We start from the raw sequence: 23,656 nt of genomic DNA, 5'->3' as shown, positions 1-23,656 counted from the left end.
TTTTTTCCTCGACGAAAACGTACTGCCCTACCCCATTTCGGTGACCAGCAACGCATCCTCTTCTAAATATGCCTGTGCCGGCTTTTTCCAGCACTGTGTTTGTATAGTTTCCTGCATGACGAATCTGCCAGCGATGGAGATCAGTTCAGCTTCCATTTGCTGACAGAAAATCCGCGCTTCAGTATCGCCTTTAACCCCCGCAAGGGCCCGGCCGCGCATTGTGCCGTATACATGAATATTACCGTCAGCCAGAATTTCAGCCCCTTCACTTACCGGCGCCAGTATAATCAGATCACCGCCCTGGGCATAAACCTGCTGTCCTGAGCGCACGGGACGTGAGACCACTCGCGTTTTGTTGACCTCTGGCGTCGCGCCTGCTGGTTTTTGCTCGGGGGTTTCTGTCGCCCCGGAAGCCGGTAGCTCACTATCGGTTGACTTGCTCTGGCTGATATCAGACAGCCCCAGATCATTGATAGTTTCGCGTAAATCATTTACCTGCCCTTTTACTGCCATAGGCTGAAGCTGGTGTTTGCGACACAGTGTTACCAGCAACTCAAAGGCGGTTGCATCAATGTTACAACTTAATTGAATAATAAGGGAAGAACGAGTGAAAAACTGCGGAGCACTGGCGACCTTTGCTGCCAGTTGCGTGTCAAATTCATCAGGGTCAAACGTTATTATATCAAGCACAATGCTGGTTAGCGTTGTGCCTTTCATCCGAAAGCATTGCTCTGCCATTCGTGTATCCTGAACGTTGCTGACAAGCGCACGTGCCAGCGAACATGGTTAATCTATAGACTAAGGCCGTCAACTCTATCAAATTCCAGCCCTACAGCAATAGGCAGAGGGCCGGGATTGAAGTAACTGCTCAATAAATCAACGTTTATAGGGAAATAACAATACTTTACTCTTTTTGCTGGAAGGGAGACTTCTCGCGGGCCTTCATATTGCGCAAATCTTCAGGGGTATTATCAGCCACGAATGCCCCGCGATCACCTTTGGGCTTTTCGTCACCCACGGTGCTATCTGCGGATGTCTGCAGCTCAATAGCGGCGTTTACCTCTGCCCCGAGTAAGATGATGTACGCGGTCAGGTACAGCCACATCAATAATATGATGATGCCACCTACAGAGCCGTATGTTTTATTGTAACTGGCAAACTCACTTAAATAGAATGAGAAGCCATATGAGGCAAGTATCCACAGCACCGTAGCCATGATCGAGCCCGTGGTTACCCAGCGCCACTTAGCCGGTCTGCGATGTGGCCCGTATCGATACAACGCTGACAGACTCGCATTAAATAACAAGAGCATAATTGGCAGAGTGATAAAATTGGCCTGCGCGGTAGAGATAAACCCTGCTGTAGCCCAGCTTATCCATTTAGGCACGATAGTGATCAGCGCAAGGGCAAGAATGATGGTGAGGATAATGCTTGTGGTGCCCGTCATTCTGGCCAGCAGGCCTTTAAAAAAGTTTCGGCCTTTAGATTCGTTGTACGTAATATTGCACGCGGTTATCAGCGCATTCGCCCCTTTACTGCTGCTCCATAGTGAGAGCACAATAGAAAGAATAAGCCCCCAACTCAGGGTTGAGCTCGACTTTTCCGTCAGATTTTTTAGCTGCTCTTCCAGAATATAACGGCTTTGTGAGGGCACGACATCCACCAGCATAGCCATATGTTCTCTAAGCTCTTCGGGAGAAACCATCAGTCCGTACAATGATATCAGTGCGCCCAATAACGGAAATATGGCCAGCAAAAAGTAAAACGCCACACCGGCGGCTACTATAGGCAGATTATGCTCCTGCGTTTTCTTCACCACTCTTTTGCAAATGTGCCACCAGCTTTTAAGTGGAAGATGCAAAACCGAGTGTGCCACCGGCGATAATTTTGAACTCATGATTTCTTCGTCTTTTTTCCATCCTGCTATGTTGTACATCACAAAGTATGCTTAAAGATTACTTAGCACGAAAGAAAGCCATAAATAGTAAGGCAGGTCAAAATGGTACTGAAGGTGACCGCAAAGGCGGCCTCAGTATGAAGCCACCGTATGGAGCCCCGATTATGGAGCCACGTTATGGAAAATACTCAGCGGGCACCGGGAATAGCAGAAGCTGTAATTTGCGGGAAAGCCACTTCACTCAATACACTGCGCAGAGCTTCTAATTTTACCGGCTTAGTCAAAAAGGCATCCATACCGGCTTTGAGACAAGCCTGACGGTTAGTGTCTGAGGTATCCGCCGTCATAGCCACGATAAACATTTTGCCATCGATGCTGTAGGTTTCTTTGATAACCCTGGTCGCCTCAATGCCATCCATTACCGGCATTTCGCAGTCCATGAATACCAGGGTATACGGCTCGGTAGCACGCTCAATACAGGTTAACGCTTCTAATCCGTTAACAGCATAATCTGCGCTGACCTGAAGCTGAGAAAGCAAAGACTCCATCACCAGCCGGTTTATTTCATTATCATCCACTACCAGTAACTTAACATGTTCAAAGCTGGTGTTTTGCGGGCCGATATAATCTTCCTGGACCACCTCTTCCTGATTCACTGCATTTATAGGCAGTTCAACAAAAATGCGGGTGCCCTGCCCTTCGCGACTACTCACTTTCACGGTACCGCCAAACGCATCGCAAAGCTCTTTTACAATAGCAAAGCCCAGCCCGGAGCCCCCGTATTTTGACGATATACCTGAGTGCCCCTGCTTAAAAGGCTGGTAGAGACTTTCAATAGCCTGTTTGCCCATGCCTATACCGGTATCAGTTACCGTGACAGCAATCACCTCGCGCCCTGCCTTTTCCTTGATACGCGCTGTCAGACTTACATTGCCCTGTTCGGTAAACTTCACCGAATTATTAATCAGGTTAGAATAAATTTGCGTCATTCGCCCCGGATCCCCAAGTGCCCGTAATCCTTCCGGGAACTGCGCATCCACATTTAGCGTAAGCCCTTTCTTTTTCGCCAGGGGCTCGTAGAGATAAAACAGGTCGTCGAAAATATTTCTGACAGAGAAAGGCACCTCTTCAAGCTCAAGTTGTCCCGACTCGACTTTTGAGTAGTCCAGTACATCATTGACCAGCCGGACCAAAAGATCGGCACTGCGCATTGCAATAGCCACACGGCTTTCAATGATATCCTTGTTATTTTCGCCCTTGAGGGTCTGAAGCATGCCAGCGATGCCGTTAATTGGCGTACGCAGTTCGTGGCTTATTTTGCCAATCATTGCACTGCGGGCCTTTAGTAAACGCTCTGCTTCATCTCGCTTTTCAATTAACTCATGGCGTAACGACATTTGCGTGTCGATATCCTGAAAGGCGCCAAAGATTCTTACACACTGACCGTCCCTGAATTCCGGCCGGCCCTGCGTCGCGACCCATTTGACCTTACCGGTATAGGTTCTTAGCAAAATTTCCAGACTCCAGGGCTTACCGGTAGCCATCGCTTCGGCCAGCGCATCAGAGATGGTATCGCGGGACTCCCCTTCGGGATAAAATTCAATAGCGCTGACCAGATCTGGCTCATAATCGTCGGGAACCTCATGAATTCGCCGGGTCTGTTCTGACCAATAAATCTTATTGTTGATAAGATCAACTTCCCAGCCACCAATCAGCGCCATCTCTTCCATTTGTTGTTGCAGCTCAATACGCTGCTTTAGCTTTTGCTGCTCTATGTGCCGGGATATCTCCACACCTATCCATTGTGCAAACAGGTTTATGAAGTCAGTGTCATCAGTGCTGAAAGGTTTATTACGGGCTGAGGGAGAGGAGAAGTTAAGTGTTCCGTACAGCTCACCCATGACAACAATCCGGGCGCCTATATAGCTTTCCAAAAGAAACGTTTCATAACAGGGGTGGGTGGCTATAGTGGGCACCTGTGACGCGTTGGAAAAGGCCAGCGCCTCGTTTGCCTGCAATGTGTGCCAGCAATACGTTTGCCCGAGTGAAAATGACAGGCCGGGCACCAGTGCCGGATCGCTGGATACAACGTATTTTATCGTATATTCATCACCACTTATTAAGCTGACGATAGCATGCTGCTGCTGAAACTTTTCCAGTCCCAGCTCAAGAATAGCAATGATTTTTTGCTCGAAGCGCAACGACTCATCCGAAGTCAGTTCGTGCAACTTTTTAAGCATAACAACGACCGGTTATATCTTAGTTGATTCTACGCCTAGTGTAGATTAAGCCGCCGGGTAATGCACCGCTTAAAGGCTTATATTGCGGAAAAAAGAGACAGGTCCCTGTTCCAATTTGAAAGCGCCGCTTATATTCGCCAGTTCTTTAAAGTTCATTTTTTATACAAATATCATCCTACACATTTAAAACATCTTACGTATATTGTTAATAGGATGTAAAAGCTTAGGCAACGTAGGAGAAGTCAATGAGCAATCATCTGTGGGGACTATTACATCATCCTGATCGTGAATGGCGCACTATTAATGACGAACACGAAACCGTTTCTCATCTATATATGCACCACGTACTGTGGATGGCACTGATACCTGTTGTAAGCTCTTTCATCGGTACTACCCAGTTTGGCTGGTCGCTGGGAGGCGAAACCGACACAATCCAGGTAAGTTTCGAAACGGGTCTGCTAATTGGCGCCTGCTTTTACTTATTGATACTTCTGGCGGTTGCAGCGGTTGGCAGTATTATTCACTGGCTTGCCAGAAAATTTCCATCCCGTCCTTCACGGCATGAGTGCATTGTTTTTGCTGGCTATATTGCTACCCCCATGTTTCTTAGTGGTTTATTTGCGGTATATCCAATTATCTGGGTATGCGCGTTGGCCTGTATTGCGGGAATTTGCTACACGGCCTACCTTCTATATCAGGGAACGCCCAACTTCCTGGGTATCAGCAACAAGGAAGGATTTATTCTTTCCAGTACCATGATGGCTATCGGTGTTCTGTTGCTGGAAGTGCTGCTTATGGCTGTTGTGCTGCTATGGAGCATGGGTTCTGAACACAGTATTGTGTGGAAATTTCTGCACTGAAAACATTCAGAGCTGTTTACTTCAGGCGGGGGGTTGCACTACGGTGCGCCCCTGCTATCAGATGCTTTTTTAAAGATTTGTCATATTGCGCTTTTCATCCAGTCCGGGCTAATCCTGATAGCCACTGTTACCCGTAAGCACTTTATCAGTTTGCAATACGCCGGATTTCGCCGTTTTAATACACCACCCGGCTTTCATATAAATGATAAGGAGTACTATGTCACAACCTACGTTTTCTCAGAAGTTACAGGCCGGCAGTACCTTTCCCGATATCTCCGTTACCGATTTGCATGGTAAAGCGCATACGCTCGGGCAAACTGGTGAAGGTCAGGACTGGCAGCTGATTGTTGTTTATCGGGGAAAGCATTGTCCTATCTGCACAAAATATCTGAATAAACTGGCAAAACACAAAAACAAACTCATGGATGCAGGCGTAGATGTTATTGCGGTGTCTGCCGATAGCAAGGACCAGCTGGAAAGCCATTTAGACGATCTTTCAGTAGATTTTACGCTGGGTTACGGGCTTAGCGAAGACAATATGAAAGCGTTAGGGCTGTATATTTCAGCGCCCCGTTCAGAGCAGGAAACCGACCACTCCTTTGCTGAACCCGCTATATTTGTCGTCGATCAGGAAAATAAAATTCGTATCGTTGATATTTCTAACGCACCTTTTTCAAGACCTGATGTGGATATCCTGGTAGATGGTCTGCAATGGCTCAGAAAACCTGATAACGATTATCCAATTCGCGGTACGCATTCCTGAACCTGATATCGTAACGCAGCATACTTGTAGCGCTTCGTAGTGAAGCGCTAGAACCCGCTACTCATTTTCATCGCGGCAATCTTCACCCTGCAATTCAAACTCGACAGTCGTATGGGTAAAATCAAACTGCCCTAATGTATCTGCCACCTGCTTTTTTAGCGTACGATACTCATCAAGCGTTTCGCATTTTACCACTGCATGCAATGTTGCTATGTGATGCTCGCCATCCAGTGACCAGATATGTAAATGATGAATATCTGAAATAGCAGAAATATCCAGGAGCCGCTCTGATACTTTGCGTGTAATACTTTTTTCCGGTGCAGCCTGAAAAAAAAGCTTTACGGTACTTTTAAGATTGCGAAATACATTGAATAAAATAAACAGTGTGAATAGCAACGACAGCAGTGGGTCCAGAATTGGCCAGTCAACATAATGCATGGTAATGGCGACGATAAGTACCGCAACCCACCCCATCACATCTTCAATTAAGTGCCAGTTGAGTACCTTTTCATTCAGTGCCTGTCCACCATGAAGTTTATACGCTGCATAGCCATTCATTATTACACCCAACACGGCGAGTCCCATCATACCCTCAGTATGTGGCATCTGCGGTTCCAGCAACCGCGGGATTGTCTGCGTTAAAATCCACACTGAGCCAGCTACCAGCACCAGCGCGTTGATGAGGGCTCCAAGCAGACTCAGTCGCCGGTACCCATAGGTAAAAGAAGAATCTGCACCTTTTTTACTTAACTTATCGAGTAACCAGGCGCTGCCTATGGAAAGCGTATCTCCCAAATCATGAACAGCATCAGCCATGATGGCGGTACTATTTGTCAGCAATCCACCAATAAATTCAATGATGGTGAATGTAAGATTCAGCAAAAATGCCCATCCAATACGTGTTGACGTGCCGTGGTGATGATGATGTGCCATGTGTCAGTGTTCCTTTACAGCCTCAGGGTGCTTCTAGAATTCAATTCCGGGCAAAAATACGCGAAGTCTTCGGTATTTATGGCAATTTGTATAATTCGGTTCGCTTTAATCAGTACGTGCAACTGTAATGAGAATCAGGCGCAAAAACCATTGCGAATGATATTGATTCTCAATTGTAAACTGGTATAGTCATGCTTCACTTAACGTAATAAGAGAAGTAAGGAATGTTTAACAAAAAGCTTTTGGCCGTCGCCGTTGCAAGTTCTCTTCTGGTTTCAGCATGTGGTGGTAGTTCATCATCTGATAATGATGATCCTACGCCAACTCCGCCTCCCTCAAATTCTGCACCTACTGATATTTCAGTGTCTTCTACCAGTGTGGATGAGAATGCAGCAGGCGCAGAGATCGGAATGCTATCTGCAACTGACGCTGACAGCGACGAAACATTTACCTTTACCACGCAAAATGAACAGTTTGTTATTGATGGTACTACGCTTTCTCTGGCTGACGGTGTAGCCCTTGATTATGAGACGCAGACTACCGTTGATGTTGATGTGACTGTCACTGACAGCGGTGACGAGACCTACACCAAAACGCTGACTATCGATATTAACGACGCGCTGGACTTTTACGGGTTTGAAAGTGCCTTTGTAAATGGTGAATCAGCGGTTTCTTACAGCGGTCAGGTTGCGCGTCATCTGTTAATCAATGATTTAAATATCCTGATTGATACACAGTTAGGTGATACCGCAGCCTTTGATACCGACGGCAACTTCACGACCCGTGAAGATGTTATTGTGGCATTAAATTCGTATTTCGACGTGAGCGATTATGATGCATTGTCACAGCGCGCCCTGCTCACTACCACTGATCCGGCGGCAGTACAGCAAACGCTGGCAGATGTCTCATCATCCAGTAAAAATCTGGTAGGTAAAATTGCCGGTAATGATGAGGTCGGTCAACATAAAGACTGGAATAACGGCGAGTTTGTTGGTTGGGGTGATGCCGGTAGCACTACCCCTGAAGGCCTGGTGCGCATGTTTTTTAATGAGCTGGCAGATAATGCCGATGCACAATTAGGCGGAACCTTGCGTCAGGATCCTTTTGGTAACGACATTACTAAAATTTATCTTACCGATGACGGTCGCGACCTTAAGCAACTCATTCAAAAGTTTCTGCTTATGTCTGTCACATACAGTCAGGCAGCGGATGACTATCTGGACAGCGACACACCAGATAAAGGGCTGCTGTCAGACCACACTAACAGTGATGAAAATTTCACGTCTCTTGAGCACCAGTTCGACGAAGGTTTCGGTTACTTTGGTGCAGCCCGCGATTACCTTGAATACACTGACGAAGAAATTGCCAGTAAAGGCGGTCGTGACGACTGGCAAGGCTACCATGATACCGATGGCGACGATGCTATCGACTTCAATGCTGAGTACAATTTTGGTCAGTCTACCAACGCGGCAAAGCGTGATTTGGGTGCAACTACAGATACTGATTATACTGCTCAGGCGATGAATGCGTTTCTGATGGGGCGTGAATTGCTAAACGATACGGCAGGTACAGCACTGACCGATGCGCAACTTGAAGAGCTTAAAGAGTACCGTGACAGTGCATTGGATGCCTGGGAACGTGCAATTGCAGCTACCGTTGTTCACTACATCAATGATACCCACGCCGACCTTGACGCAATTGGTACAGATGATTTCAACTACAGCGATTTAGCCAAGCACTGGTCTGAGATGAAAGGCTTTGCGCTGGGCTTACAGTTTAATCCTTTCTCTCCTGTGACAGATGAACAGTTTGCCCAGTTACATGCTTTCATGGGTGACAAGCCAGTGCTGACCGACAGCGATGCGGTTGCTGCTTATCAGGCTGAACTGATGCAGGCTCGCGATATTCTTGAGCAGGCATATAGCTTTGATAGCGAAAATGTAGCCAACTGGTAAACCGACACGACGAACACCGCTGCCTTTCATAGCAGCGGTGTCTTTTTTATGGAGTCCCTATGAAACGTTCTTTACTGGTTAACACTATCGCTGTTGCGATGGCTGGTTTGTTAACCGGCTGCGGCGAGAGCACCAGCAGCGATACGGGAGCGCAGTATGGTAATAACAGTGCGCCGGAACAACCTGTAGAAAACAATTTCAACGAATCACTGCTACTGGCTTCAGTTGTAGATAATGTTTTACTGCCCACCTATAACAAATTTGCAGAAGATACCACTGCGCTTCAGGCCGACATAACGGCATATTGTGAAACGCTGACATCTGGCGATGCTTCTGATGCACAGGAGCAGGCGCAGCAAAGCTGGAAGGCAACGATGTCCACCTGGCAACTGGCCGAAGTCATGCAAATAGGTCCGTTAGCTGATAATGGCTATGCGCTGCGCAACAAAATTTATTCATGGCCTAACGTAAGTGCATGTGCCATCGACCAGGATGTGGTGCTGGCAGAGTCCGATGGGTATGATTTAACCACGCGAACGCCCAGCAGACGTGGCCTGGATGCACTGGAATATACGCTTTTTAATTCAGATTTAAATCACCAGTGTACCGTCGCTGGCACCGAGCCTGAGGGCTGGAATAACCGCACCGAGCAGGATCGACGTCAGGCCCGTTGTGCCTATTCGCAATTACTTGCACAAGATCTGGTGACGAATGCCAATACACTGGTCGCTGCCTTTGAAGGCGAACAGGGGTATGGTGAGGTTTTAAAAAATGCCGGTCAGCCGGATAGCCCGTTCGCAGTCTCTCTGGAGGCTGTTAACGATATCAGCGATGCGATGTTTTACATCACAGAGGTCACCAAAGACGCGAAAATTGCTACCCCGGTAGGTATCATCGCGAATGACTGCGGCACCTCCCCTTGCCCGCAAAATGCTGAATCGGTTTACGCTGACCACTCTTTAGAAAACATTATTGCCAACCTGAAAGGATTGAAAGCTCTGTACCTAGGCGGTGAAGCAGACAATACCGGGTTCGATGATTTTCTGAATGATGTCGGCGACAGCGATACTGCGACACGGTTACTTACTGACATCAATGCAGCTATCAGTCACGCCGAAAGCCTTACTGGCTCATATTCAACACTGCTAAGTGAGCAGACAGAGGATGTTGAACAACTTCACTCAGAAGTAAAAGATGTCACCGACACTGTGAAGACTGATTTTATCCAGAGTCTGGCCCTGGAACTGCCTGCCACTTCTGCTGGCGACAACGACTAATAAGAGCAGTTATTTTATGCAAAAGCACGTATTACGAATTCTGTCGGTTGCCGTCGCTGCAGCCTGCCAGACCTACTCAGCATCAGCCATGGCCGAGCCGGCTGATAGCAGTTTAGAGCACATTAGTATTATTGGTAGTCAGCAACAGCTTGATACCACTGCAGGTTCGGTCACTTTGATCACTGAAGAAGCACTTGAAGCCTTTGAGTTTGACGATATCTCAAGGGTACTTGCCACTGTACCCGGTGTTAATATTCGTCAGGAAGACGGTTTCGGACTACGCCCCAATATCGGTTTTCGTGGCGTAACGCCCGAGCGCAGTAAAAAAATTAATATCATGGAAGACGGCGTGCTGATTGGCCCGGCGCCCTACTCGGCACCGGCAGCTTACTATTTTCCTATGGTCAGTAAAATGACGGCGGTAGAGGTCACTAAGGGCCCTTCTACTATTGCTTATGGTCCCAACACGGTCGCCGGCGCACTGAATCTGGTCACCCGCCAGATACCTGGCGAACAAACTGGTCAGCTCGATATTGCAGGCGGAACAGACGGGTACTACAAAGGTCATGGCTATTATGGTAATACCATCAACGACCACGGTTTTCTGGTAGAAGGTATCGCCATTGGCAGTGATGGGTTTAAGTCGCTGGATAACGGTGGAGATACCGGTTTTGAAAAAATCGATGTGATGGCCAAATGGCGCTACGATTTGAGTACCGCGCACTATGATCAGTATGTGCAGGTTAAGGGTGGCTACAGTGAGGAAACCTCCAACGAAACCTACCTGGGACTGACTGACGACGATTTTGCTGAAGATCCCTATCGGCGATATGCTGCATCAGCGCTGGACAAAATGGACTGGGAACATAATCAGCTGCAACTGACGCACTTTCTGGCTGGCGACTGGTTTGACGTAACAACCCGTGTCTATCGCAACAACTTTGAACGCGCCTGGAATAAAATTAACGGGTTTGAAAGTTCTCTGGGCGGACAGATACCTACCCTGCAGCAAATTCTGACTAACCCTGCCACCGAACAAAACGCAGGGTATTACGGCATACTGACCGGACAATCCGACAGCACCGTACGCGAGAAAATTGTACTGGGCAACAATGCCAGAGAATATTATTCACTGGGCGTGCAGGTGGATATCAGCCTGGATTTGAATTTGGCCGGCTTTGCCCATCAGGTTGAGTTTGGCGCACGTTATCACAGTGATGAAATTCAGCGTAATCATACTGCTACCAACTATTTCATGCGCTCGGGTGAGCTGGCGCTAACCGGCGAGCCAACGCGTGCCACCACCACCAACACTGAGCAAACAGATGCTTTTTCTGTTTATGCCAGCGACACCGTATCCTTTGGCGCGCTTTCGCTGACCGCCGGTATCCGCGGTGAATTTATTGACGGCGAGTACCAGAACAGAGCACCGGGCTTCGAGCAGGACTTTCAAAATAAATCCACCCGGATATGGCTGCCCGCAATCAGCGCGTTTTATCAGCTAACCCGAGAGCATGCCCTGTTCGCCGGATTTCATCAGGGGTTTGTTCCGACCAGTCCTATTCAGTCGGCCTCTATTGACGTCGAGCAGAGTAACAACTTTGAAGCAGGCTGGCGCTTTATCCAGCCCACTCAGCGTGTTGAACTCGTTGGCTTTTATAATGATTACTCTAATCTGATTGAATCCTGTTCAATATCTGCCGGTTGCGATACAGATACCACGTTTCAGGCTGGCGATGTCGATGTGTACGGGGTTGAAGCGTCATACCAGCGTCAATGGCAGGTGATGAAAGACTGGTCGTTACCGCTTAATGTTACTTACACTCACACACAATCGGAATTTAATCAGACATTCTATTCTGAGTTCGCACAGTGGGGCTTCGTCGAAGAAGGGGCTTCTGTGCCTTATCTGTCTGAGAATATGGTGTCTGTGAGTCTGGGTTTGGTTAGCGACAAGGTTGATATCCATATTCTTACCTCGTATTCTGACAGCATGCCTGAGTCTGCGCAGCAGGCACTTACCGGGGATGTACGCGATAGCACACTGGCGGGCAAAGAGACGGATGCGCTACTGAATATGGATGTGTCAGCAGGTTATCAGCTAACACCGCAAAGCCGGGTGTATGCCAAAGTAACCAACCTGCTGGATAACGAAGATATCGTAAGCCGCCGTCCCTATGGTGCCCGCCCCAATATGTCGCGCCAGTTCCAGCTCGGTGTTAAATACGCATTTTAAACCTTTAGGGAGCCAGTGATGACAGACCTGCTGCTAACTGAATTCGGACAAATGGCGAAAGCTGTGCTTGATCCGAATAGCAGGTTATTTGCTGGCTACCTGCTCGGTGCACTGCTTATTGGCTTGCTGGTAACAGCCACTCAGTTTGGCCTGCGTGGTCAACAGGGTGCTGTAAGACAACTGTTCAATCGCAAAATCTGGTTGCATCGCTCTGCCCGGCTCGATTATCAGTTGTATGTGATAAACCGCCTGATCAGAGCGTTGCTGTGGGCACCGATAGTGCTTACTATGGTGCCTATCGCACTGGGTATCAGTGATGCTCTGGAGAGCGTTTTCGGCTATCAGCCTCCGGTTACGCAAAATAGTGTCATTGTTATCAGTGCATTTACGTTGATATTGTTTCTGTTTGACGATTTTACGCGCTTCTTACTGCATTGGATGATGCACAAAATTCCTTTTTTGTGGCATTTTCATAAGGTTCACCATTCCGCACTGGTACTGACGCCGATGACCGTGTACCGCTCTCACCCTGTAGAAAGCTTCCTTTATGCTACCCGCATGGCCATTGCACAGGGTTTTGCTGTGGGCATCAGTTACTACTTTTTCGGCACCGCGCTGTCGATGTTCGATATCCTGGGCGCCAACGCGCTGGTTTTTGCCTTCAATATGCTGGGCAGCAACCTGCGTCATTCGCATGTTAAATGGCGTTGGGGCAAGCTGGAAAAATGGTTTATCAGCCCGGTACAGCATCAGATTCATCACAGCACGAATCCAAAGCATTTTGATAAAAACTTTGGTACTGCGCTGGCGGTCTGGGATCGAATGTTTGGCTCGCTGGTGCTATCTAAGCGGGCCATGCGCCTACGCTTCGGGTTGGGCAGACAGGACGCCGGCCATCACAACGTTGTGCAGGCTTATACCCGACCATTTCACGATATAGGCACCTCTGCCATAGGCCGTTTCCGTCAAAACGATGCGCCCGAGCGCGGCACTACGCCGGTAACATCACATAATGACCCGACAGTGTAAGACTGAAAAATAAACTCAGCCCTGCTTATCAGGCAATATCACCCTCCACATTTTTTAAAGAAAAATTAAATTCTTAATTTACAAAGCCTAAATAAAAAGTTTTACACGTCATATACATAGTGCCCATCCGCGAAGTTACAGTTATGGCATAAGGTGCGCACTTATCGGTTGGTATACTGCTAGCCTGTTGTTTAAGAATGGTAAACGCATATTCTGAAGCTCACTGTAACAATGAGGTATTTATTATGACGTTCGGAAAGTCCCTGATTGCACTGGCTATTGCCACCACACTGAGTGCGTGTGGCGGTGGTGATTCACAAACTGAAGTTGCGAACAATGACACGCCGGATACGGCACCACCAACAGAACAGTCACCCTCGGGCTCAACTGTTATTGAAGGGGTCGTAACCGGGTTTGGTAGTGTGTATGTTAACGGCAAACGGTATGTATCAGACAGTGCAGCTTTTACCATCTCTGGTGAAAGTGGTGCTCAGGAGTCCGGGCTTAAAATGGGTATGGTCGTCAGAGTAATGGCGAACCAAACCGATGATGGTAGCGATCCACAGGCCACCGAAATTGTATACGAAGAAACGTTGCAGGGTTCTGTTAGTGCTATTGATAACGCCAACTCACAGTTTACGGTACTGGGACAGAATGTTTACTTTGATGACTTAACGGAGTTTGACGAAACCGATGCCGAGTTACTGACCGTTGGCGACATGGTCGAAGTGAGTGGTTACGCCACCGAAGATGGGTTCTACGCAACCTTCGTAAAACTTGAGACCGAAGATACTGATGTCAAACTGGCCGGTGAGATAAGCAGCCTGAATACCGATGAAAAGACATTCTTGATTGGTCAGCAACTCATAGACTACAGTCAGGCTACTTTCGAGGAGATGGTTATTGAAGACCTGACTGATGGCCTGGTGGTGAAAGTTGAAGGTACACTCACGTCAGAAACCTCCGCGGCACTTACTGCCACTGAAATAGAGGGCGAATCTGACGATCAACCACGTGATATGAGCGATATTGAAGATGTCGACATAGCCGGTGTAGTTACCAGCTATGATGAAGCAGCCGGGACCTTTAAAGTTAACCGTTACGATTTCGCACTAGATGAAGAAACTGACTTTGAAGATGGTACTCGTGAAGACTTCACGCAAAATATCTGGGTGAATATTGAGGGAAGCCTGGTCGAAGATAAATGGGTTGCCGAAAAAGTTGAGTTTAAAAAGCGCGATAGCAACACCAAAACAGAAGGCACGGTAACCAGTGTTGATGCTGACGCGCAAACGTTTGTGGTCAATGGCATTACGTTTGTCGCTGACGACGATACCCAGTATGAAGATGAGTCGGAACTGGAAGAACGTCGCTTTACCTTCGACGATATTCTGGTTAACGATTTGCTCAAGATTGCATCAGTTGAAACTGATGATGGTACTGTCATGGCGCTTAAAGTGAAGCGAATCGATGAGGATGACCGCGACGGTGAAATCAAAGGCAAGGTTTCTCAGGCAACAGCTGAAGGAATGACTGTCGCGGGCGTAGCCGTTACCTTTACCCAGGACACTGAGTTTGAAGGACGAGGTGATATGTCACTGGAGACCTTTTTGACTTACATCGATGAAAATGAAGCTGTTAGCGTCAAAGTGGAAGGTGATTATAGCGATACCAGCCTGGTAGCTGATGAAGTCAAGGTTATGCCAGATAAGGGTAAACCAGGAAAAGGTAACGAGGGTAATGGCGAAGATGAAGACGATGACGCTGAGGACACTGAAGTTTCTGTAGAAGGTCAGGTTGAAGCAATTTCAGAAACCTCTGTTACTGTCAGCGGCTATCAGCTACTTTTTGATGAGAACAGTGAACTGGAAGTTGACGGCGAAGACGTCAGTGTTGAGACATTCCTGGCAGCGCTGGAAACCGGCGCGGTGGTGGAATTTGAAGGTACCCTCACCGAAGAGGGTGCGGTACTGGTCGAGGAAGCTGAAACGGAAACTGACGAAGACACAGAGGAAGAGTAACTTTCAGAAAAAAACAGTGCAGCAAATCGCTGCACTGTTTCCTTATTAAGAGAAAACGCTATATAAAATACTAACCCGAATATTGAGAGTTTCAGCGGTTATATGCGCATATAAATTACAGTTCTTACATGTTCTCGCTGGTCGACTTGATCCAGTCATGATGACGTTTTTCGTCTTCATAATGTTCTGCAACTTTACTCTTTTCTTCGGCGTTCAGCGCGTCATTGTCAGCGGCCTCTTTATAGGCTTTCACCGTAATTTTCTCATTTGCCACCATTGCTTTAAGAATTGCTTTATCGCCAAGTAAGTCGGCGATAACAACCTTCCCTTCTGTTAAGACCCTTTTACTGTCAGGCCCGTCTACGACTTCTTCCCCACGCGAGGATAACAGCGTATTTAAGGTATCGGTGTGCGCCATATGGTCGCTTCTGTATTCCGCCAATTTGTCTGATATTGATTTATCTTCTAAGCGTTTCATTGCTTCTTCATAAGCTTCAATAGCATCAAAGTCCATTTCACATAATTTTTTAAGTGTTTTTGCGGCCTTATCCATTCGCTTTCCTCTTTCAATCTGTTGAAAATCTATCTTCAGATATTGATACGCTCGATTCCTGAATAGTTTACTCAATTGCCGCCAGGGCTCTGAAATTGACAAGTATTGATGAGATATTCCCCTGACGCTAACACTAATACCATCCCTTCTTTGTAAGACATTTGATTACATCGCCACACCATTGCGTGCTGATCCCAGCCGCTATTAGTACGATTGCGCTGTTTTTCGATGTGAACACTTATGTGCGATATAATTTCCATGCGACAATAGATAAAACCACTATTTTTTACCGTTATGAGTTTTTTTGCTTTACTGGCTTTAGCGTTCGCTATGTCAGCCGACGCATTTGCGGCTTCACTGGGTAAAGGTGCCTCATTACAGCACCCTCGTATTCCGAACGCGCTTAAAACCGGGCTAATCTTCGGTACTGTTGAGGGGCTTACACCGATTATCGGCTGGCTCATAGGAACGGCCGGCGCAGTTTTTATTGAGCAGTGGGATCACTGGGTAGCCTTCACCTTACTAAGCGGGCTTGGGTTACACATGATTATCAACAGTCTGAAAGATGATGGCGAGGAAGGTGAAAGTTCATCATCAATGACGCAGCATGCTATCGGTGCCACCATATTCACCGCGATTGGCACCAGCATTGATGCAATGACAGTGGGTGTGAGTCTGGCCTTTGTCAGTGTGAACATCGTGCTTGCGGCGGTGTTAATTGGTCTGGCGACAGCAACAATGGTCACCATTGGCACCCTGGCCGGACATCGACTGGGACGCTATATCGGAAATAAGGCCGAGATATTCGGTGGGGTCACGCTAATTATTGTCGGCGCATCTATTCTCTATACGCACCTTTCATAACGCTTAAAAAGACACGCCTGACTGATACAGGCGTGTCATGGTTGTTATCAGTTGCCCCAGATTTCGCTAACCAGTTCAGGATGATCCACAAACGGGTTGCGGTTCCCCTGAAAGCTGTACGCTGCATCATTTCTATCACGCTCTGCCTGGCTAACAGGATCCTGTGCATGCCATTGCTTGAGCATTGTTAAGAACCACGACTCGAATACCTGAGCGTCGCTGCCATCAAGTACCGCATCGCCATAGGAAGAATTGTACTGCCAGCCGCCAATGCTCGGCTCATAACGGGTAGCCATATAAAAATAAGCACGAGCCACATCACCTTTAAACGCATCGATAGGCTCAAAAACAGTGCCGCTATAACCCAGACCAGATGCCGCATTACCTAACCTCGAGCCGTTTAACGAGACATAACTGGCACTACCAACCTCACCATAAGGATAACTACTGCGGCGACCGTTGACATAACCATCTGTTGAAAACACATGATGAACATCTGTATTCATTGGTGCTACCGCACCACCAAACCAGCTACGCGGGAATGCATGCTCTCTGTTGTAGCAATCGCCTTCGCCGCTGTATGAACCGCACTGGTCTGCGCCGGCGGTAAAGTTGTACGGGTCATTACCTGTCGGGTTTTCTGAATAAAAATCCAGAATACTGCCATCGTTCTCGTAATACTTATCGTCGCCGTAGCTCTGATAAAAGGTCCACAGGTCGGAATAAGACTGGGTGCTGTGCCCTCTGATAATGTTATAAAGCTCTGTTTTAAGTGCAAAGCCTGTTAACCCGTCTGCACTGCTGTAGTAGCCGCTTAGATCTGAACCGCCACCGCCGGCACTACCAACTGAGAATGCAGTAACATCCTGCGCACCGAACTGCCCGCCACTTGCCAGAGTCTGTCCGGCCACGCTCAGCGAATACTGACCACTGCCGTAGCTGCAGCAAATGCCATCGCCATAGCTATCTGATACCGTTAATGTATAGTCACCGTCTGCCAGGCATACCGGTGTTTCGGTGGTCGTATTGCTGGCATAACCACTACCGCTTATCACCTGCTGATTACTACTGTCAGTAATTTGCCAGCTGGTTTCACTACCGTAATTATCTGTTGTTAAAGAAAACGTCCCGCTGCTTTGTGAACAACCGTTACCGGTGCCGCCAGATACTGCCGGACTGAAGTTGTCTATATAGACCCGCTCAACACCATCAAACCCCGTTTGATCATAAAAACGAAGGCCGACTTCAATAGTTTTCGAGGTCGATGCTGTATAGCTGTAAGACAGTTTTTGCCACTGTCCGGTCAGCGCTTCTGAGGAATAATTGTGATACCCATCCACATAAATTCGGGCCGCCAGATTCCCCTCAGTATGATAGACCCATACACTGAACTCATAACTTTTGCCCGCCTCTACGTCGACGCTTTGCCGAAAGTCGGTATCACTTTGAGCGCCTGTGAGTACATCTATCGCGGCTGCAGCATTGCCCGAATACGTCAGACTATTGCTTTGACTCACCGTTATGCCTGAATCTATCGTTGTCCAGCTATCCGGCCCGTTTGCTGACCAGCTTTCAAAATCGGCATTGGCGATTTGTGCGCTCGCCGCTAAAGGGAGCAGACTGGCTGCCGCAACCAATGGTCGCTTTACTGAAGATGCAAAAGTACGTTTCATAGCGCTTCCTGTTTTTATGCCAATTCGGACTGAAATGGCGTTGTTGGTTATTTAGCAGACAGTACCTTGGCACAGCTTTATGACAAGATAATAAAAAGCACGTATAAGTTTTTAGCAATTTGGTATAAATGTGCACACCTGTACTGGGCTTTGAAATCGTTTTTGCCGTAGTCAGCACTGTGCCTGTAACTTCATTATCGCTCGCAACACTATGATCAATATCAACGCAATCAGTAAGCGGTATTCAAATACCGATGCGCCGGTTCTTAGCAAGCTGAGCCTGACTGTCGCCGATGGAGAATCGGTGAGTATTCGTGGCGCATCAGGGTCAGGCAAGTCAACCCTGTTATCATTAATCGCCGGCTTCGAGTCCCCTGATAGCGGCTCTATTACCATTGGAAGCCAGACATTACCGTTTTCATCTGAAAAAAATGCAGACAGGTTCAGACGGCAGGCGCTTGGTGTTATTTTTCAAAGCTACAATCTGATTGAATGTTTGAATGTCTGGGATAACATCGCTTTCACCAGCCGTCTGAAGGGCAATAGCGATGATGAATATCAGTTGCATATTATGGGACTGCTTGGAATCACGCATCTTAAAAACAAGCCCGCGCACCAGTTATCTGGCGGAGAGCAGCAACGCGTGGCCATTAGCAGGGCGTTGGTACACAAACCCACCCTCGTATTAGCTGATGAGCCGACCGGCAATCTGGATGAAGCTACCAGTGATAAAGTGTCTGCAGCCCTGTACGACACCTGCCAGTCGCTCAAAACCACGCTGGTTGTGGTCACCCATAGTGATGATGTCGCGCGAATGGCCGGGCAACAGCGCTGGCTGAGACACGGGCAATTGCACAGTGAGCCGGCGTGATTAATCGTTTGCGAGTGGTGCTGTTCACCCTCCTTAACCTGGCCAGATATAAACCCTGGGAACCAGCACTCATTGTCATAGCGCTACTGATTGCTACCGGCGGCGTATCCGCAGTATGGCTTATCAATGAAGGGGCGCGTCAGGGGGATATCGCATCAGATAGCCCCTCGCTGTTTGCCAATGCGCGCATACAACAGGCATCTGATAACACGAGCCCTCTCACCCGTGCCGACTATGTCAGCCTTCGCCGCAGCGGGTTTACCGAGTGGATTGCTATTAGCGAGGATACCCGTTCGCTCACTTGCACTGGTGAGGCCGGCGCAGAAACACAAATATCCGGTTTTCGTGTGCTTGGTGCAGATATGCAAGCGGCACAGTCATGGCAGTTGGCCGACGGTAGTGTTGGAACCATAAACGCTCCAACTGGCATTACCGCCTTCGCCTCCCCGTCAACCGCATCACAGTTGCAATGCCCTGATGGTGTCATCAGACAAACCGGCGCCCCGATTACAACTGTTCGTGCGGTAAAAGGCATCCCCGATGATACCCTGGTGCTGCCTCTCAGCGCATTTTATACCGGTCAGGTTACAACTTCATCGCACCCGCTCACCGCGCTGCTTGCTATTAGTACTATCGATGCTGAACGCCAGCAAGCTGTTGTCGCTGCACTGCCCGATCATCTGCAATTCGAGCAGGCGGCTACAGCGCTGGATAAAGGCAACTTAAGCGAAAGCTTCAGGCTGAACTTATGGGCCATGGGCGTACTGATGGCAGTAGTGGCATTTTTTATTGTATTAAATGCCATGCTATTGATGTACCGCTCTCGTTTGTCTGTTGCTATTCGCCTGCGCCAAATGGGCGTGAGTGCCCGATTGCTGCAGGTAGCATTGTTAGCAGAGCTGGCGTTTTACTGCGTACTCAGCGCGCCAGTTGGTGTAATTGCAGGTTTATATCTGACGCGAGCGCTCACGCCGGCGTTACAGCAAACCTTTGCTAGCCTGTTCGACTCTGCATTTATCAGCCCGGCCCCTTTTCTGGCGCAGACAATTTCTGGCGCGCTGCTCATTACCTTTACCGCGCTAAGTATCTTTTGTATTGTCACCGGGCGACAGCTTACAAAGGCCACTGCAACTGCCTCTGTGCGACATTCTGACTGGCCACTTGTGGTACAGCTCGCTATCAGTGTTGCAATTATCCTGATCACCGCCTTATTGTTGTGGCTTGCAGATACAACCCTGTTTGCTCTAATCAGTGTCGCGGCCGTATTGCTGGGCGGCAGTGCATTAATTTTGTTGTGGTTGCCTTACTTAACCCGACTCATCAGTCATCTTGTTCCTTCCCGCTACCCGTTACTCAGCTACGTAACGGCAAGTTCTGTAAGGTTATCAGCAAGAACCCGGCTGGCCGTATGCGCCTTTTTTATTGCACTGAGCGCCAATATCGGCATGAACGTGATGACGGACAGCTTTCGGCAGGCAACGGAAAGCTGGTTATCACAGCGCTTGTCAGCACCGTCATACTTGTACACTGAAAAGCCCTATGAGGAAGTGATTGCTGCGTTACCTGACGCGCAACCTGTCTTTCGGGGGGTGAGCAGTCTGGCAAGGCAAAGGGTAACGGTCAGAAGCTTCCCGGTATCGGTAAGCGCCCGCCCCACCCTGATGCTTGATACGGTAATAAATGATGATAGCGCGCGGGCATGGCGTGACTTTAGCCGGGCAAGAGCAGTATTTGTTAACCAGCAATTTGCCTTAAAGTTTGATAAAAGTGTCGCTCAGAACGTTACCCTTGGCGCGGTTTACGCGGGCGAGTCGTCGCGCGGCCAGCCGGTCTTATCTTCTGCTGACTATACTATCGCGGGGGTTTATCCGGATTATGGCAATCCCAGCCCGCAGGTGCTTTTACCGGTTACTCACTTTTCACCGGCACAGGGGTTTGCAGGGGTGGTCGCACTTTATAACAGCACAGACACTTCGGCTCTTGCGCTTTCTGATATGGGTGATACCTATATTGCTTCACAACTGATAGCACGCTCGATGGAAACATTTGATCGTACCTTCGTGGTCACCGACGCGCTGAATATAGCCACATTACTTGTAGCCGGACTATGTTTTGCTATTTCTGTTAGTGTGTTGATGATGGATTTGCGGCCTCAGCTTAGCGTGTTGCGGGCGCTGGGGGTACATCAGTGGCAAATTAAACTCACTTTGCTGGCCCAGTATATGGTGTTCTGTTTGCTTACAGCGCTACTGGCAGTACCATTTGGCATTCTGCTGGCCTGGGTATTTATCAATCAGGTAAATCGATACGCGTTTTACTGGCACTACCCGATGAGTCTTTCATTGGATGTGCTGATGCAGAGCGTATTTATCAGTCTTGCTGTGGTGCTGTGTGTACTGTTACTGCCAGTTGGCCGCATCAAAGCAAAGGTAGACTTACGGCAGGAGACAGCGGTATGAAAGTACTTATCTATCTGGCGATACTGGTTTTTCTTGCTGCCTGCTCAAAAGAAAGTGAACGAACCAGTCTGTTCAGTGGTACCGGGGAAAGCGCAGCAAATGCAGAGCGCGCAGCGATATCAGTAAACCATCCAGTCAGCCTGCCTGCTGATCACGCCAGTCACCCCGCCTATGAACTAGAGTGGTGGTATCTGACCCTGGTGCTTGAAGATAAACAGCAGCAACCGTATGGTGTGCAGTTTACGCTGTTTCGCTTTGCTACCAACCCGGGTTATGTAAGTAACTGGTCTGACACTCAACGGTGGATGGGGCATGCCTCGCTACATACCCCTGCAAGCCATGCATTTGAATCACGCTTTGCAGCAGGCGGCGTAGGCAATGCGGGCGTAAATTCCCAGCCTTTTAATGCCTGGATAGATAACTGGCAATGGCAGAGCGAAACTGCTGCGCCCTTTCCGGCGACACTGCGCTTTACTATAAACAAAAACACGTCCCTGTCGTTCGACATTGAAAGCAACGGCCCTTATATCAGACATGGAGATAGTGGCGTGAGCGTCAAATCCAGAGACGGCAGGTTCAGATCCTACTATTACAGCCAGCCCTTTTTAACTGCCTCCGGCACGATAAAACATAATGACACCGAATACACAGTAGCCGGAAAGGCCTGGTATGATCACGAGTGGACCAGTCAGCTGGCTCGAAAAGAGGCGCTGGGCTGGGACTGGTTTTCTGTGCACTTTGATAACGGCGATAAGCTGATGGCATTTCAGATGCACGTAGATGATGCGGCGCCTTATACCACAGGCACCTACATAGAACGAAATGGTAATGCGCATACTCTGACTGATGCTGATTTATCTATTCAGGCTACCGGGACCGAAATAATTAACGATAAGCCCGTACCGGTGAACTGGCGCATAATCAGTCAAAAGCATGATATTGATATCACTATGTCCCCCTTTAAATCAGGACAGTGGAACCCTGGCCAGTTTGCTTACTATGAAGGCCGGGTTGATGTATCAGGTACTCACACCGGGGCTGGCTTTATGGAACTCACCGGGTATCAGTAAACCGACCACTTGATGTGCTTTGTTAATGATGTCAGCGCGGCGACGCCCAGTGCCGAGTTACCCATATGGTTAAGGGCCGGCGAAAATACGCAAATCGAAAAGCGCCCGGGAACCATTGCTATAATCCCGCCGCCTACACCACTTTTGCCAGGCAATCCGACCTGAAAAGCAAAGCTACCGGCTTCATTATACATACCGCTGGTGGCCAGCAATGCATTAACCTGGCTGGTTTGTTTCGGGCTTAAAATCTGCTCTTCGCCGCATTGCGAATAGCCTCTGTTAGCCAGAAAGCTTGCTCCGCGGGCAAGATCGGCACAGGACATTTCAAGGGCACAGTTATAAAAATAACTGTGTAAAACGTCTTCTACTTCATTTTCGAAATTATTGAAAGCTTTCATTAAATAGGCGGTTGCTGCGTTTCTTGCCCGATGCTCAAACTCAGAATCTGCCACAATACGATCAGCGTTAATTTCCGGGTTACCCGATAGCCGCCTTACAAAGTCGCGCACGGCCAGATGCGGTGAGGCAAAGCGGGACTGGTTCATATCGCTAATCACCAGTGCGCCGGCATTGATAAACGGGTTTCTGGGAATACCATTTTCATATTCCAGTTGCACCAGTGAGTTAAATGGTAAGCCAGACGGTTCACACCCTACGCGGTCCCACAACCCTTCCCCGTAATGATTCATAGCAAGAACCAGATTGAATACCTTGGAGATACTCTGAATAGAAAAAGGTACATCGGCATCGCCTACCGTGAACACATTACCTTCATTATCACAGATAGCGATACCAAACTGACGCGGCTCGACACACGCCAGCGCAGGAATATAGTCTGCGACCTTGCCCTGCCCCAGCATTGGGAATACTTCCTGATAAATGTTGTCCAGTAACGACTGCATCGTATTTGTCATACATCACCTGGCTTGCACAGCCCCTTTGTTGATTCAGTTTT

The 23,656-nt window shown here is 48.3% G+C and carries 18 protein-coding genes; 11 read left to right on the top strand and 7 right to left on the bottom strand.

Annotated features, from left to right (window positions below; translation table 11 throughout):
- Nucleotides 1-27: 27 nt before the first annotated feature.
- The 3 genes from minC to FBQ74_RS04945 all read right to left on the bottom strand — a co-directional run bounded on the left by minC (nucleotide 28) and on the right by FBQ74_RS04945 (nucleotide 4,137).
- Nucleotides 28-738 carry a septum site-determining protein MinC gene (gene minC / locus FBQ74_RS04955; protein WP_139755621.1) on the bottom strand — a complete coding sequence of 237 codons (711 nt, stop codon included), beginning with the start codon at nucleotides 736-738 and terminating at the stop codon, nucleotides 28-30.
- A 166-nt stretch (nucleotides 739-904) separates the two neighbouring features.
- Nucleotides 905-1,897 carry a YihY/virulence factor BrkB family protein gene (locus FBQ74_RS04950; protein ID WP_139755620.1) on the bottom strand — a complete coding sequence of 331 codons (993 nt, stop codon included), beginning with the start codon at nucleotides 1,895-1,897 and terminating at the stop codon, nucleotides 905-907.
- A gap of 188 nt (nucleotides 1,898-2,085) precedes the next feature.
- Nucleotides 2,086-4,137, bottom strand: coding sequence for a GAF domain-containing hybrid sensor histidine kinase/response regulator (locus FBQ74_RS04945; protein ID WP_139755619.1), 2,052 nt, complete (start codon nucleotides 4,135-4,137; stop codon nucleotides 2,086-2,088).
- Nucleotides 4,138-4,382: 245 nt separating this feature from the next.
- Between FBQ74_RS04945 and FBQ74_RS04940 the strand changes: the two genes are divergently transcribed.
- Both FBQ74_RS04940 and FBQ74_RS04935 read left to right on the top strand, forming a co-directional pair.
- Nucleotides 4,383-4,997, top strand: coding sequence for a Yip1 family protein (locus tag FBQ74_RS04940; RefSeq protein ID WP_139755618.1), 615 nt, complete (start codon nucleotides 4,383-4,385; stop codon nucleotides 4,995-4,997).
- Nucleotides 4,998-5,214: 217 nt separating this feature from the next.
- On the top strand, nucleotides 5,215-5,760 hold the full coding sequence (locus FBQ74_RS04935) for a peroxiredoxin-like family protein (protein WP_139755617.1): 546 nt from the start codon (nucleotides 5,215-5,217) through the stop codon (nucleotides 5,758-5,760).
- A gap of 57 nt (nucleotides 5,761-5,817) precedes the next feature.
- On the opposite strand, the gene FBQ74_RS04930 is transcribed toward FBQ74_RS04935, so the two are convergent.
- Nucleotides 5,818-6,693 carry a cation diffusion facilitator family transporter gene (locus FBQ74_RS04930; protein WP_139755616.1) on the bottom strand — a complete coding sequence of 292 codons (876 nt, stop codon included), beginning with the start codon at nucleotides 6,691-6,693 and terminating at the stop codon, nucleotides 5,818-5,820.
- 224 nt (nucleotides 6,694-6,917) lie between these two features.
- Between FBQ74_RS04930 and FBQ74_RS04925 the strand changes: the two genes are divergently transcribed.
- From FBQ74_RS04925 to FBQ74_RS04905, 5 genes are all read left to right on the top strand, one after another.
- Entirely contained in the window at nucleotides 6,918-8,648 is a 1,731-nt protein-coding gene (locus tag FBQ74_RS04925; protein ID WP_139755615.1) for a DUF4856 domain-containing protein, read from the top strand.
- Nucleotides 8,649-8,707: 59 nt separating this feature from the next.
- Nucleotides 8,708-9,925, top strand: coding sequence for an imelysin family protein (locus FBQ74_RS04920; protein ID WP_139755614.1), 1,218 nt, complete (start codon nucleotides 8,708-8,710; stop codon nucleotides 9,923-9,925).
- A gap of 16 nt (nucleotides 9,926-9,941) precedes the next feature.
- Nucleotides 9,942-12,161, top strand: coding sequence for a TonB-dependent receptor family protein (locus FBQ74_RS04915; protein WP_139755613.1), 2,220 nt, complete (start codon nucleotides 9,942-9,944; stop codon nucleotides 12,159-12,161).
- Nucleotides 12,162-12,179: 18 nt separating this feature from the next.
- Nucleotides 12,180-13,190: a sterol desaturase family protein gene (locus FBQ74_RS04910; RefSeq protein ID WP_139755612.1), complete on the top strand. Its 1,011-nt coding sequence runs from the start codon at nucleotides 12,180-12,182 to the stop codon at nucleotides 13,188-13,190.
- A 245-nt stretch (nucleotides 13,191-13,435) separates the two neighbouring features.
- Nucleotides 13,436-15,211, top strand: coding sequence for a DUF5666 domain-containing protein (locus FBQ74_RS04905; RefSeq protein WP_139755611.1), 1,776 nt, complete (start codon nucleotides 13,436-13,438; stop codon nucleotides 15,209-15,211).
- Between the two features lie 124 nt (nucleotides 15,212-15,335).
- Here FBQ74_RS04905 and FBQ74_RS04900 read toward each other — a convergent pair whose 3' ends face one another.
- Nucleotides 15,336-15,764: a DUF2383 domain-containing protein gene (locus FBQ74_RS04900; protein ID WP_139755610.1), complete on the bottom strand. Its 429-nt coding sequence runs from the start codon at nucleotides 15,762-15,764 to the stop codon at nucleotides 15,336-15,338.
- Nucleotides 15,765-16,058: 294 nt separating this feature from the next.
- On the opposite strand from FBQ74_RS04900, the gene FBQ74_RS04895 reads away from it, so the two are divergent.
- Nucleotides 16,059-16,628 carry a manganese efflux pump MntP gene (locus FBQ74_RS04895; RefSeq protein ID WP_139755609.1) on the top strand — a complete coding sequence of 190 codons (570 nt, stop codon included), beginning with the start codon at nucleotides 16,059-16,061 and terminating at the stop codon, nucleotides 16,626-16,628.
- 47 nt (nucleotides 16,629-16,675) lie between these two features.
- On the opposite strand, the gene FBQ74_RS04890 is transcribed toward FBQ74_RS04895, so the two are convergent.
- Nucleotides 16,676-18,301, bottom strand: coding sequence for an endonuclease (locus FBQ74_RS04890; RefSeq protein WP_139755608.1), 1,626 nt, complete (start codon nucleotides 18,299-18,301; stop codon nucleotides 16,676-16,678).
- Between the two features lie 211 nt (nucleotides 18,302-18,512).
- Here FBQ74_RS04890 and FBQ74_RS04885 point away from each other — a divergent pair, with 211 nt between their 5' ends.
- The 3 genes from FBQ74_RS04885 to FBQ74_RS04875 are packed head-to-tail and all read left to right on the top strand — an operon-like array spanning nucleotide 18,513 to nucleotide 22,701.
- The gene (locus tag FBQ74_RS04885) at nucleotides 18,513-19,172 is read left to right on the top strand and encodes an ABC transporter ATP-binding protein (protein ID WP_139755607.1); all 660 of its coding nucleotides are present in this window, start codon (nucleotides 18,513-18,515) and stop codon (nucleotides 19,170-19,172) included.
- Nucleotides 19,169-21,631 carry an FtsX-like permease family protein gene (locus FBQ74_RS04880; protein WP_139755606.1) on the top strand — a complete coding sequence of 821 codons (2,463 nt, stop codon included), beginning with the start codon at nucleotides 19,169-19,171 and terminating at the stop codon, nucleotides 21,629-21,631. Before FBQ74_RS04885 ends, FBQ74_RS04880 begins: the two co-directional genes overlap by 4 nt.
- Nucleotides 21,628-22,701, top strand: a complete 1,074-nt coding sequence (locus FBQ74_RS04875; RefSeq protein ID WP_139755605.1) for a lipocalin-like domain-containing protein — start codon at nucleotides 21,628-21,630, stop codon at nucleotides 22,699-22,701. The genes FBQ74_RS04880 and FBQ74_RS04875 overlap by 4 nt, the downstream gene beginning before the upstream one ends.
- Here FBQ74_RS04875 and glsB read toward each other — a convergent pair.
- Nucleotides 22,695-23,603, bottom strand: a complete 909-nt coding sequence (gene glsB, locus FBQ74_RS04870; protein ID WP_139757876.1) for a glutaminase B — start codon at nucleotides 23,601-23,603, stop codon at nucleotides 22,695-22,697. The genes FBQ74_RS04875 and glsB overlap by 7 nt on opposite strands.
- Nucleotides 23,604-23,656: the final 53 nt, after the last annotated feature.

The organism is Salinimonas iocasae (assembly GCF_006228385.1).
GTDB lineage: Bacteria > Pseudomonadota > Gammaproteobacteria > Enterobacterales > Alteromonadaceae > Alteromonas > Alteromonas iocasae.
This window is presented reverse-complemented; position numbering and strand designations above follow the sequence as displayed.